The 11248-nt window shown below is 72.1% G+C and carries 11 protein-coding genes; 5 read left to right on the top strand and 6 right to left on the bottom strand.

Features of this window, described 5'->3' with window-relative positions; all coding sequences use genetic code 11:
* The 3 genes from ABZW11_RS37085 to ABZW11_RS37075 all read right to left on the bottom strand — a co-directional run.
* Positions 1 to 311: site-specific integrase (locus ABZW11_RS37085; protein WP_355427934.1), on the bottom strand; the 311-nt coding region annotated here is incomplete at its 3' end.
* 15 nt (positions 312 to 326) lie between these two features.
* Complete coding sequence (locus ABZW11_RS37080) at positions 327 to 986, bottom strand: NUDIX hydrolase (RefSeq protein WP_355427931.1); 660 nt, start codon at positions 984 to 986, stop codon at positions 327 to 329.
* Complete coding sequence (locus ABZW11_RS37075; protein ID WP_345401630.1) at positions 983 to 2650, bottom strand: CTP synthase; 1668 nt, start codon at positions 2648 to 2650, stop codon at positions 983 to 985. Before ABZW11_RS37075 ends, ABZW11_RS37080 begins: the two co-directional genes overlap by 4 nt.
* 110 nt (positions 2651 to 2760) lie before the next feature.
* Between ABZW11_RS37075 and ABZW11_RS37070 the strand changes: the two genes are divergently transcribed.
* The 3 genes from ABZW11_RS37070 to ABZW11_RS37060 all read left to right on the top strand — a co-directional run bounded on the left by ABZW11_RS37070 (position 2761) and on the right by ABZW11_RS37060 (position 5524).
* Complete coding sequence (locus ABZW11_RS37070) at positions 2761 to 3405, top strand: DapH/DapD/GlmU-related protein (protein WP_355427928.1); 645 nt, start codon at positions 2761 to 2763, stop codon at positions 3403 to 3405.
* A gap of 47 nt (positions 3406 to 3452) precedes the next feature.
* Positions 3453 to 4580, top strand: a complete 1128-nt coding sequence (locus tag ABZW11_RS37065; protein ID WP_355427925.1) for a nitronate monooxygenase family protein — start codon at positions 3453 to 3455, stop codon at positions 4578 to 4580.
* A gap of 173 nt (positions 4581 to 4753) precedes the next feature.
* Positions 4754 to 5524, top strand: a complete 771-nt coding sequence (locus ABZW11_RS37060; RefSeq protein WP_355427922.1) for a GntR family transcriptional regulator — start codon at positions 4754 to 4756, stop codon at positions 5522 to 5524.
* Here the strand turns inward: ABZW11_RS37060 and ABZW11_RS37055 are convergent.
* The gene (locus ABZW11_RS37055) at positions 5502 to 7871 is read right to left on the bottom strand and encodes an FAD-dependent oxidoreductase (protein WP_355427919.1); all 2370 of its coding nucleotides are present in this window, start codon (positions 7869 to 7871) and stop codon (positions 5502 to 5504) included. The genes ABZW11_RS37060 and ABZW11_RS37055 overlap by 23 nt on opposite strands.
* Positions 7872 to 7939: 68 nt before the next feature.
* Here ABZW11_RS37055 and ABZW11_RS37050 point away from each other — a divergent pair, with 68 nt between their 5' ends.
* Together ABZW11_RS37050 and ABZW11_RS37045 are read left to right on the top strand one after the other, a co-directional pair.
* Positions 7940 to 8845, top strand: coding sequence for a phosphotransferase (locus tag ABZW11_RS37050; RefSeq protein ID WP_355427916.1), 906 nt, complete (start codon positions 7940 to 7942; stop codon positions 8843 to 8845).
* Positions 8846 to 8861: 16 nt separating this feature from the next.
* Positions 8862 to 9467: a DUF4126 domain-containing protein gene (locus ABZW11_RS37045; protein ID WP_355427913.1), complete on the top strand. Its 606-nt coding sequence runs from the start codon at positions 8862 to 8864 to the stop codon at positions 9465 to 9467.
* Between the two features lie 91 nt (positions 9468 to 9558).
* Here the strand turns inward: ABZW11_RS37045 and ABZW11_RS37040 are convergent, their stop codons facing one another.
* Both ABZW11_RS37040 and ABZW11_RS37035 read right to left on the bottom strand, forming a co-directional pair.
* Entirely contained in the window at positions 9559 to 10359 is an 801-nt protein-coding gene (locus ABZW11_RS37040; protein WP_355427910.1) for an alpha/beta hydrolase, read from the bottom strand.
* Positions 10360 to 11154 carry a glucose 1-dehydrogenase gene (locus ABZW11_RS37035; protein WP_355427907.1) on the bottom strand — a complete coding sequence of 265 codons (795 nt, stop codon included), beginning with the start codon at positions 11152 to 11154 and terminating at the stop codon, positions 10360 to 10362. It abuts the gene before it with no gap.
* Positions 11155 to 11248 lie beyond the last annotated feature (94 nt).

The following is an 11248-nucleotide window of genomic DNA, read 5'->3' as shown; positions in this document are numbered from 1 at the left end:
CGTACCTCGTGGGCGGGGTCGTGGGCCGTCACGCCTTCGCGCAGGGCGAAGCGGTGCAGCCCGCGCACGGCGGAGACGGCGCGGGCCGCGGAGCTGGCCACGAGGGCGGGGTGCTCGCCGTCGCCCTCGCGCAGCGCGGCGAGGAAGGCCTGGACGTCGGCCTCCCCCACCTGGTCGAGCTCCAGGCGCCCGCGCGCCCGGAGGTGGTCGACGTAGCGGCGCAGGTCACGGCGGTAGGACGCGAGCGTGTTGGCAGCCAGACCTCGTTCGACCGCGAGATGGGCGAGGTAGCTGGAGAGCACTGCCTCCACGAACAGGTCCTTCCGTCACGCCTCCGGAGCGTCGGCGGGGCGCAACAGGGCGAACCCCTCAACCGATGCCGCATATGCGGCGAGGATACCGGCCACGGCCGTGGAATTGTGGATCATTCCCATGAGGGCCTTCTCCACCGCGTCGGCCAGCGGCACCCATTCGATCGGCATGCCGATCTCCTCGTGCCGCTGGACGAAGTCGTTCTCCTCGTCGGGGATCCTGGTCAGGCCGCGGGCGAGGAACACCCTGACCCGCTCGTCGGTCATGCCGGGCGACGAGCGCAGGTCGGCCAGGGTGTACCAGGTCTCGGCGCGGTAGCCGGCCTCCTCGGCGAGCTCTCGCGCGGCGGTCTCGACCAGCGGTTCGCCCGCCACGTCGCGAATCCCTGCGGGCAGCTCCCACATCAGGTGGCGGGTGGGGTGGCGGTATTGCCTGATGAGCAGGACGCGGTCGTGCTCGTCGAGGGCGAGCGCGGCGACGGCTCCTGGATGGACGACGTAGTCGCGCTCGGCGACCTCGTCGCGGGGCATCCTGACCGTGTCGGTGACGACGTCGATGATGTGGCCCTTGAAGCGGTGGCGGGATTCGACGACGTCCCATGACTCGGGCGTGTCCGCGATCAGCCGCCCGCCCGCGGCGCCCTGCGGCGACGAGCCGTTGGGGTGGCCGTTCACGGGTGCACCTTGGCGCTGCCGACGCGGCTGTCGGCGTAGACGAGCGCGGCTCCGACGAGGCCCTTGAACATCGGGTTGGCCCTGGTGGGCCGGGAGCGGAACTCGGGGTGCGCCTGGGTGCCGATGAAGAACGGGTGGATCTCGGGGGGCAGCTCGGTGTACTCGACCAGCCGGCCGTCGGGCGACAGGCCGGAGAAGACCAGGCCGACCTGCTCGAGCCGCTCGCGGTAGGCGTTGTTGACCTCGTAGCGGTGGCGGTGGCGCTCGTCGGCCTTGGCCTTGCCGCCGTAGAGGTGCCTGGCCAGCGTGCCCTCGCCGAGCTTGGCGGTGTAGCTGCCGAGCCGCATGGTGCCGCCCATGTCGCGCTCGCCGGCGATGACGTCCTCCTGGTCGGCCATGGTGGAGATGACCGGGTGCTTGGTGTCGGGGTCGAACTCGGAGGAGTTGGCGTCCTCGATGCCGGCCATGTTGCGGGCGGCCTCGATGACCATGCCCTGCATGCCGAGGCAGATGCCGAGCAGCGGGATCTTGTTCTCGCGGGCGTGGCGGATGGCGCCGATCTTGCCCTCGATGCCGCGGACGCCGAAACCACCGGGGATCAGCACGCCGTCGACGCCGTCGAGCTCGCGCTCGGCGCCCTCGGGGGTCTCGCAGTCGTCGCTCTTGACCCAGCGGATGTTGACGCGGGCGTCGTTGGCGAAGCCGCCGGCGCGCAGCGCCTCGGTGACCGAGAGGTACGCGTCCGGCAAATCGATATATTTCCCGACGAGGGCGATCGTGACTTCCTTGGCCGGGCGGTGCACCCGGCGCAGGAGCTGCTCCCACTCGGTCCAGTCGACGTCGCGGAAGGGCAGGCCGAGCCGGCGCACGACGTACGCGTCGAGGCCCTCGGCGTGGAGCACCTTGGGGATGTCGTAGATGGAGGCCGCGTCGACGGCGGAGACGACGGCGTCCTCGTCGACGTCGCACATCAGGCTGATCTTGCGCTTGATGGCCGTCTGCACCGGCCGGTCGGAGCGCAGCACGATCGCGTCGGGCTGGATGCCGATGCTGCGCAGCGCGGCCACGCTGTGCTGGGTCGGCTTGGTCTTGAGCTCGCCCGACGGCCCGATGTACGGCAGCAGCGACACGTGCAGGAAGAACACGTTGTCGCGGCCCACCTCGTGCCTGATCTGGCGGACGGCCTCCAGGAACGGCTGCGACTCGATGTCGCCGACCGTGCCGCCCACCTCGGTGATGACCACGTCCACGTCAGGACCGGCCATGCCCCGGATGCGGTCCTTGATCTCGTTGGTGATGTGCGGGATGACCTGCACGGTGTCGCCCAGGTATTCGCCGCGGCGCTCCTTGGCGATGACGTTGGAGTAGACCTGCCCGGTGGTCACGTTGGCCGAGCCGAGCAGGCTGGTGTCGAGGAACCGCTCGTAGTGGCCGACGTCGAGGTCGGTCTCGGCACCGTCGTCGGTGACGAACACCTCGCCGTGCTGGAACGGGTTCATGGTGCCGGGGTCGACGTTGAGGTAAGGGTCGAGCTTCTGCATGGTGACCCTGAGACCGCGCCCCTTGAGAAGGCGACCGAGGCTGGATGCCGTGAGCCCCTTGCCGAGACTGGAGGCGACACCGCCGGTGACGAACAGATGCTTGGTTTGCGATGCGCTGCGCAAAGGGGCTCCCGTGGCTCGAGGTGTGGTCGAAGTGTCCACGGGCTCTCAGGATATCAAACAACGCCCCTCACATGCCCGAACGGCTTGACCTAGCGGTAACTTTGGTCCCTATGTCACTCGTTCGGCGGGCTTTGGGCGCGTTGATTCACCTTACGTACACGGCGGTCCGGCACGCCGGGGCGATCACTCCGTCCACTCCCGCGGGCTACCGATTCGCCCGGCTCGGCGACGGTGTCAGCATCGCCTTCCCCCCTGGCGCGATCTTCGGCGAGCAGTGGATGGAGATCGGCGAGCACACGCTCGTGGGCGAGCGGGTGTCGCTGTCGTGCGGCATGATGCCGGGGCACGACCTCGGCGACGGCCCCATCCTGCGCATCGGCGGCGGCTGCTCGATCGGCAGGGGCTCGCACATCGTCGCGCACCAGTCCATCGACATCGGTGACCACGTCTTCACCGGCCCGTACGTCTACATCACCGACCAGAACCACGTCTACGACGACCCCGAGGTGCCGATCGGCCGGCAGTGGCCGCGCAACAGCCCGGTCTCCATCGGCGCGGGCTCCTGGCTGGGCGCGGGCGCGATCATCCTGCCGGGCACCACGCTGGGCCGCCAGTGCGTGGTGGCGGGCGGCGCGGTGGTGCGCGGCGAGTTCCCCGACCACAGCGTGGTGGCCGGGGTGCCGGCCAGGCGGGTCCGCGGCTACACGCCCGAGCTGGGCTGGCACGCGCCCGTCACGTTCGACGCGACGACCTGAGCTCCAGGGGATGGACCGAACAACCTTCTGACCGTTAGCGTCGGTTCATGCGCACCGCGATAAGTGAGCGTTTGGGGATCGAGTTTCCGCTCTTCGCCTTCAGCCACTGCCGCGACGTGGTGGCCGCCGTCACGAACGCGGGCGGGTTCGGGGTGCTGGGCGCGGTCGCGTACTCGCCCGAGCAGCTCGACACCGAGCTGACGTGGCTGGACGAGCGGGTGGGCGGCCGGCCGTACGGAGTGGACGTTCTCGTCCCCGGCAAGATCGACTCATCGGCGCACGACCGGCGCGTGCACCTCATGGACGCCGTCCCCGACCGGCACCGCGACTTCGTCACCCACCTTCTGAACAAGTACGGCGTCAGCGCCCCTGGCCGGCCGATGAGCGCGACCGCCGACGAGATGGGCCGGCGGGTCACCGCGGCCGGCGCGACCGGGCTGATCGACGTTGCGCTGAAGCACCGGATCGGACTGATCGCCAGCGCCCTTGGCCCGCCGCCGCCCGAGATGGTGACGAAGGCCAGGGAGGCGGGCGTGCCGGTGGCGGCCCTGGTGGGCACCGTCGAGCACGCGCGCAGGCAGGTCGAGGCCGGCGCCGACCTCATCGTGGCGCAGGGCACGGAGGCGGGCGGCCACACCGGCGACGTCTCCACGATGGTGCTGGTGCCGCAGGTCGTGGACGCGGTCGCGCCGGTGCCCGTGCTGGCCGCGGGCGGCATCGCGTCAGGGCGGCAGATGGCTGCGGCCATGGCGCTCGGCGCGGAGGGCGTGTGGTGCGGCTCGCTCTGGCTGACGACCGAGGAGGCCGAGACCTCTCCGGCGGTCAAGCGGAAGCTGCTGGCGGCCTCGTCACTGGACACCGTACGGTCGCGCTCCCGAACGGGGAAGCCGGCCCGCCAGCTCAAGTCCGCCTGGACCGAGGAGTGGGACTCCGGGCAGGAGAGCCCCGGCCCGCTGGGCATGCCGCTGCAGCTGCTGCTGGCCGAGGGCGCGATGGCGCGGATCGGGGCGGCGGCGGAGAAGGGCGAGCCCGGCGCCGTGGAGCTGGTCAACTACTTCGTCGGGCAGGTCGTCGGCCAGCTCGACCAGGTACGCCCGGCCAGGGATGTCGTCTACGACCTGGTCAGCGAGTTCGGCGAGGCGGTCGAACGCCTGGGCCGCCTCACGGCGGACTGACGCGGCCGGGCGACGCGGCGGGACGGCCGGGCGACGCGGCTGGACGACGCGGCGGGACGACGCGGCGGGACGGCCGCACGGCTGAGTGACGGCGGGGGCGAACGCGGCTTCCCCGCCCTTTTCGCCCACCCCCAAGGCGTTGCCAAGCCGGCGGCAAGAGGTACCCTGCGCCTGTGGTCGGGACCCCGCCTGAGCTGGAGCGCGGCACCGGCGTCCCCGCGCACGTGCAGATCGAGCGCTGGCTGCTCGACTCGATCGCCGGCGGCGAGCTGGCGCCGGGTGACCGGCTGCCCGGCGAGCGGGAGCTGGCCGGGCGGCTCGGCGTGAGCAGGATGACGCTCAGGCAGGCGCTCTCCACCCTCGAACGCGACGGCGTGCTGCTGCGCGTGCCCGGCAGGTCGGGCGGCGCGTTCGTGGCGAAGCCGCCGCCGGGGCCGCGCATCGAGTGCGACCTGACGGGGCTGGCCGGGTTCACCGAGCAGATGCGCCGCGCCCACCTGCGGGCCGAGGCACGCGTCCTGCGGGCCGCCACCGTGCCCGCGCCGGCCGCCGCCGCGGTGGCGCTCGGCGTCCCGGCGGGCGAGCCGGTGCACGAGGTGGCGCGGGTGCGCTCGGCGGGCCGCTCCCCTGTCGCGCTGGAGCGCTCCTACTTCCCCGCCCTGCCAGGACTGCTCGACCAGGACCTGACCGGCTCCCTGTACGACCTGCTCGCCGCCCGCTACGACCTGCGCCCTCGCACGGCGGTCGAGCACCTCGACCCGGTGGTCGCCGAGCCGGCCGACGCGGCGGAGCTGGGCATCGAGGCGGGCGCGCCGCTCATGCTGATCGAGCGCACCGCCTACGCGGCGGGCGGCGTCCCCGTGGAGTACGCGCTCGACCTGTTCCGCCCCGACCGGGTGCGCATCTCCGTACGCAGCGGCGTCACGGCACCACCGGCCCCTTGACCACGGTGCCGGGCACCCACCGGCCCTCCACCTCGATCTCGACGGGCGCGCCCGGCGCGCTCTCGTCCGCGGGCAGGTAGGCGTGGGCGATGGAGGCGCGGGCGGTGTAGCCGTAGCCGCCGGAGGTGACGCGGGAGACGACGCGGCCGGCGAGGCGTACCGGCTCGTTGCCGAGGGCGACGGCGCGCGGGTCGTCCAGCGTCAGGCAGCGCAGCCGGCGCGCGGGCCGGGGGTCGAGCGCGTCCTTGCCGAGGAAGTCCTTGTCCGGTTTGACGCAGAAGCCGAGGCCCGCCTCGTACGGTGTCGTCTCGGGTCCGAGGTCGGCGCCCCACACCCGGTAGCCCTTCTCCAGGCGCAGGCTGTCGATGGCCCGGTAGCCGCCGGCCACCAGCCCGTGCGGCCGTCCCGCCGCCCAGAGCGCCTGCCAGAGCGCGAGCCCGTACTCGCTGGAGCAGTACAGCTCCCAGCCGTGCTCCCCCACGAACGTCACCCGCAGCGCCAGCACCGGCACGTCCGCCACGGTGAGCTCGCGCGCCGTCATGAACGGGAGGCCGGCGGGCTCGGGCGTCAGCCCGGCGAGCACGTCGCGGGCCCGCGGCCCCCACAGCGCGAAGCAGGCGTACTGGCCGGTGACGTCGGCGATCCTGACGTCCGCGCTCGTGCGGGCCGCCTGCTTGCGCAGCCAGCCGAGGTCGTGGGCGCCGAACGCGGTGCCGGTGACGACGAGGAACTCCCGCTCGCCGCGCCGGGTGACGGTGAAGTCGCACTCGATGCCGCCGCGCCGGTTGAGCGCCTGCGTGTACGTGACGGCGCCCACGTCGCGGGCGACCCGGTTGTCGCACACCCATTCCAGCAGCTCGGCGGCGTCGGGCCCGGTCACCTCGATCTTGGCGAACGAGCTCTCGTCGAACAGCCCGGCCGCCGTACGCGTGGCGCGGTGCTCGACCCCGATCGCCGACGACCAGGACCGCCCTGCCCATCCCGCGGGCCGCTCGTCCTCGCCCGGCAGCTCGTTCGCGGTGTAGTAGTTGACCCGCTCCCAGCCGGACTTCTCGCCGAAGGCGGCGCCATGGGCGGCGTGCCAGCCGTAGGCGGGCGAGACCCGCAGCGGCCGGCCCGCCGAGCGCTCGTGCCCGGGGTAGCGGATGTCGTAGTACGTCTCGTAGTTCTCGACCGCCCGCTTGAGCGTGTACGACGGCGAGCGGTAGTGGCGGCCGAAGCGGCGCACATCCATGTGCCACAGGTCCATGCCGGGCTCGCCCTCGACGATCCACTCGGCCATGACCTTGCCGATGCCGCCCGCGCCCGCGATGCCGTGCGCGCAGAACCCGGCCGCCACGAAGAACCCGCCGACCTCGGTCTCCCCCAGGCAGAACTCGTTGTCGGGGGTGAACGCCTCGGGCCCGTTGATCAGCTTGCGGATGCCGACGTCGGCCATCGCGGGCACGCGGACGCGCGAGTTGTCGGAGATCTCCTCGAACCTGGGCCAGTCCTCGGGCAGCAGGCGGCCGTTGAAGTCGGCGGGGATCGCGTCGTACGCGTCAGGCCCGGCGGTCCAGGGGGCGCAGCGGCGCTCGTAGCCGCCCATGACCAGGCCGCGCACCTCCTGCCGGTAGTAGACGAGCAGGTCGGGGTCGCGCAGCGTGGGCAGGTTCGCGTGGTCGTGGAAGGCGTCGGTCACCACGTACTGGTGCGACATGGGCACGATCGGGACGCGCACCCCGGCCATGCGGCCGATCTCGGCGGCGAACATGCCGCCGCAGTTGACCACGATCTCGCAGGCGATGTCGCCCTGGTCGGTGCGCACGCCGGTGACCCGGCCGCCGGTCACGTCGATGCCGAGCACGCGGGTGCCGGTGCGCAGCTTCGCGCCGCCCGCGCGGGCGCGCTCGGCCAGGGCGTAGCAGAGCTGCGACGGGTCGATCTGCCCGTCCGTCGGCAGGTACGCGGCTCCGACCACGCCCTCAGGGTCCATGAGCGGGAACAGCTCGGCCGCCTCGGCCACCGAGATCTCCTCAAGCGGCAGCCCGAACGTGCGCGCCCAGCCGATCTGGCGGCGGATCTCCTCCATGCGCTCGGGCGTGGAGGCCAGCTTGATGCCGCCGCACTCGGTCCAGCCGGCGTCGAGCGTGCGGTAGAGCTCGACGGAGTACTGGTTCATCCTGGTCAGCGTGGGGTCGGCGCGCAGCTGGCCGACGAGCCCCGCCGAGTGGAAGGTGGAGCCGCTGGTCAGCGCGTCGCGTTCGAGCAGCACCACATCGCGCTCGCCGAGCTGGGTGAGGTGGTAGGCGACGGACGCGCCGCCCACCCCGCCGCCGATGATCACGATGCGGGCCGAGTCGCTCATGGTCGCGAGGCTAACCCGCGTACCCTGAAAGGTCTAGACCGTTTAGGACGGCGGAGCTAGCATCGAGCATGGCCGCGCCAGAGGTGCTCGATCGCATCCCCTTGCTGTCCGGCGTGCCGCGCTCCGTGGAGGAGTTGCCCGGCGGGCTCACCAACCACAACTACAAGGTCACCACCCCGCGTGGCGCGTACGTCGTGCGCGTGCAGGCCAGCGACGGCGCGCTGCTGGCCATCGACAGGGACGCCGAGCACGCCAACTCGCTCGCCGCGGCCGCGGCGGGGGTCGGGGCGCCGGTGCACGACTACCTGCCCGACCTGGGCGTCCTGGTCGTGGGGTACGTCTCCGCGCGCACGTTCACCGAGACCGACCTGCACGACCCGGCCAACCTGCCCCGGGTGGCCGAGGCGTGCCGGCGGCTGCACGCGGGGCCGCGCTTCGTCCGCGACTTCGACATGTTCGACGTGCAGCGGCGCTATCTGGCGATCGTCCGCGAGCGCGGCTTCCGGCTGCCGCCCCGCTACCTCGACTTCATGCCCGTCGTCGCCCAGATCAGGGCGTGCCTGGCGGTCAGGGACGAGGGCACCGTGCCGTGCAACAACGACCTGCTGCCCGGCAACATCCTCGACGACGGCGAACGCCTGTGGTTGATCGACTACGAGTACTCCGGCAACAACGACGCCTGCTTCGAGCTGGGCAACGTCTGGAGCGAGTCCGACCTGCCGCCCGGCCACCTGGAGGAGCTGGTCACCGCCTACTACGGCCGCCGCCTGCGCCACAAGATCGCCCGCGCCCGGCTGCTCGGCCTGATGTCCAAGTACGGCTGGACGCTGTGGGCCTCCATCCAGGACGGCGCCAACGACACCATCGACTTCGACTTCTGGTCGTGGGGCATGGAGAAGTACGACCGGGCGCTGAGCGAGTTCACCGATCGCGCGCTCGGCGATTTCATGGACGAGGCGGCCAGACCGGACTAAGAGGCAGACTAAAGGGATGCTCGCCGCTCTGACCGGTCTGGGCCTGTCCACGGCCGCCGGCCTCAACGCCTACATCCCCCTCCTGGTCGTGGGCGTGCTCGCCAACGTCACCGACGCCGTACGCCTGCCCGACGGCTACACCTGGCTGTCGCACTGGGGCGTGCTCGCGATCATCGCCGTGCTGCTGGCCGCCGAGCTGGTGCTGGACAAGGTGCCCGCGATCGACAGCGTCAACGACATCATCCAGACCGTGGTCCGCCCGGCCTCCGGCGGCGTGGTCTTCTCCGCCACCGCGGCCGCCGCCGAGTTCGAGCGCTCCGCGTGGATGACCGAGAACCCGTGGGCGGGGTGGCTGATCGGCATCGTGGCGGCGCTCGCCGTCCACGCGGTCAAGTCCCTCGTGCGCCCGGTGGTCAACGCGGGCACGGCCGGGTTCGGCGCGCCGGTGCTGAGCACCGCCGAGGACGCCGGATCTGTCGGGATGAGCCTGGTCGCGGTGTTCGCGCCCGTGCTGGTGATCGTCGCGCTGCTCGTGCTGGCCGTGGTCGCCTGGCTGCTGATCCGCCGGGTGCGCCGGGCCCGCGCCCGCCGCAGAGAGGTCCACCCGCCTCGGCGGGTCTAGAGGCGGGTCCAGAGCCGGTTTCAGAGGCGGCTCTTACAGCGGCTTTTCAGCGGCTTTTCGAGCGGCTTTACATATGGCTTCATAGGCGGCTTCATAGGCGGCGCAGCCAGCCCTCCACGGCGGATACGAAGTCCTCGGGACGTTCCTCGTGCAGCCGGTGGCTCGCGCCCTTCCAGCACAGCACCGCCGACGCCGGGTCCTTGAGCAGCCCGCTCTCCCACTGCGCGCGCCCCGGATCGGCCCAGATCGACAACACCGGGCACCGCCTGCGCGCCAGGTAGTCGTCGCTGGCCGGGCGCACGCCGATGGCGTCCCCGGTGACGAACATGGCCTCGAACGCCTCCGCCAGCACGTGCGGCGGCATGCCGTACAGGCGGCGTTTGTGCCAGCGCCTGATGAGGGCGGGGGTGGCGGCGTTCGTGCACCACTCGTCGATGCGCTCGGCGGCCTCGTGCGGCCGCTCGCCGCGCAGGCCCGCGATCATCCGAGGGAAGCCGGCGGCGATCTCGGCGCTCATGCCGTAGCCGGGGTCGAGGGTGACGAGCGCCCGCACCCGCCGGGGATGCTCGACGGCCAGGATCGAGACCACCTGGCCGCCCATGGAGTGGCCGACGGCCACGACCTGCGGGATGCCGAGCCGGTCGAGCAGGGCGTCGAGGTCGGCGGCCATCGCGCGCGGCGTGTTACCGGTCTCGGGGACCGACGAGTAGCCGTGGCCGCGCAGGTCGACCGCGATGACGCGGTGCCGTTCCGCGAGGGCGTCGATGTGCCAGGACCACTGGTGGGAGTCGGTGCCCCAGCCGTGCACGAGCAGCAGCGGCGGCGCGCTCATGGTGTCGCCGTCGTCGGTGTAGAAGAGACTGACGTCGGGTTCGACCTGCGCGTACGGCACCTAGCCTCCGTTCTTCGGCGCCAGCGCGGCCTCGCCCGCCGTCCAGCCGCCGTCCACGGCCAGCTCGGCGCCCGTGACGTACGAGGCGGCGTCGGACAGCAGGAACGCGATCGCCTCCGCGACCTCCTCGGGCTCTCCCCACCGCCCGGCCGGGGCCAGCGCTAACGTGCCCTCCCCCGACACCGCGCCCAGCGGCAGGGTCATGGGGGTGACGATCATCCCGGGATGGACGGAGTTGACGCGGATGCGGTCCTTGGCGAACTCCACCGCCGCGATCTTGGTGAGCCCGCGTACGCCCCACTTCGACGCCCCGTACCCGCCGGTGCCCGGCAGCGCGAACAGCCCCGCGACCGACGACAGGTTGACGATCGCGCCGCCGCCCGACGCCCGCATGGCGCCGAGCACCGCCTTGAGCCCGAGGAAGGTGCCGGTCAGGTTGACCCGGATGACCCGCTCGAAGTCGGCCAGTGACTGCTGTTCGATGAGCTGGGCGGTGGCGATGCCGGCGTTGTTGACCAGGCCGTCGAGCCGCCCGTACGCGTCCACCGTCTCCTCCACCACGGCCGCCCAGGCGTCCTCACTCGTCACGTCGTGGGCGACGAACCTGGCGTCCAGCTCCTTGGCGGTGGCCGCGCCCTCCTCGGCGAGCACGTCGGTGAGCACGAGACGGGCGCCTGCCGCCGCACACCTCCGGGCGGTCGCCGCTCCCATGCCCCTCGCCCCGCCGGTGATGATGACGACCTTGCCGTCCAGCACGCCTGCCCCGCCCTTCGTGAGCGTGATCCCTGCCGCCATGTCAGCACAGCGCCCGCTCCCGATCAAGGGCTTGCTAGGGACGCTCATCGCGCGGCGCGCCCGATCGGCACTATCCTTCAAAGCAGCAGCACCG

It is taken from the genome of Nonomuraea sp. NPDC004580, from assembly GCF_040609855.1.
Taxonomy (GTDB): Bacteria; Actinomycetota; Actinomycetes; order Streptosporangiales; family Streptosporangiaceae; genus Nonomuraea; species Nonomuraea salmonea.
The sequence above is the reverse complement of the archived record's forward strand: the minus strand, read 5'-3'. Positions and strand labels throughout refer to the sequence as shown.

What these genes read in the sequence shown, in the direction of transcription:
- ABZW11_RS37070 (WP_355427928.1), top strand. Translation starts at nt 2,761, where the DNA reads ATGTCACTCGTTCGGCGGGCTTTGGGCGCGTTGATTCACCTTACGTAC.
- ABZW11_RS37065 (WP_355427925.1), top strand. Translation starts at nt 3,453, where the DNA reads ATGCGCACCGCGATAAGTGAGCGTTTGGGGATCGAGTTTCCGCTCTTC.
- ABZW11_RS37035 (WP_355427907.1), bottom strand. Translation starts at nt 11,154, where the DNA reads ATGGCGGCAGGGATCACGCTCACGAAGGGCGGGGCAGGCGTGCTGGAC.
- ABZW11_RS37045 (WP_355427913.1), top strand. Translation starts at nt 8,862, where the DNA reads ATGCTCGCCGCTCTGACCGGTCTGGGCCTGTCCACGGCCGCCGGCCTC.
- ABZW11_RS37050 (WP_355427916.1), top strand. Translation starts at nt 7,940, where the DNA reads ATGGCCGCGCCAGAGGTGCTCGATCGCATCCCCTTGCTGTCCGGCGTG.
- ABZW11_RS37055 (WP_355427919.1), bottom strand. Translation starts at nt 7,871, where the DNA reads ATGAGCGACTCGGCCCGCATCGTGATCATCGGCGGCGGGGTGGGCGGC.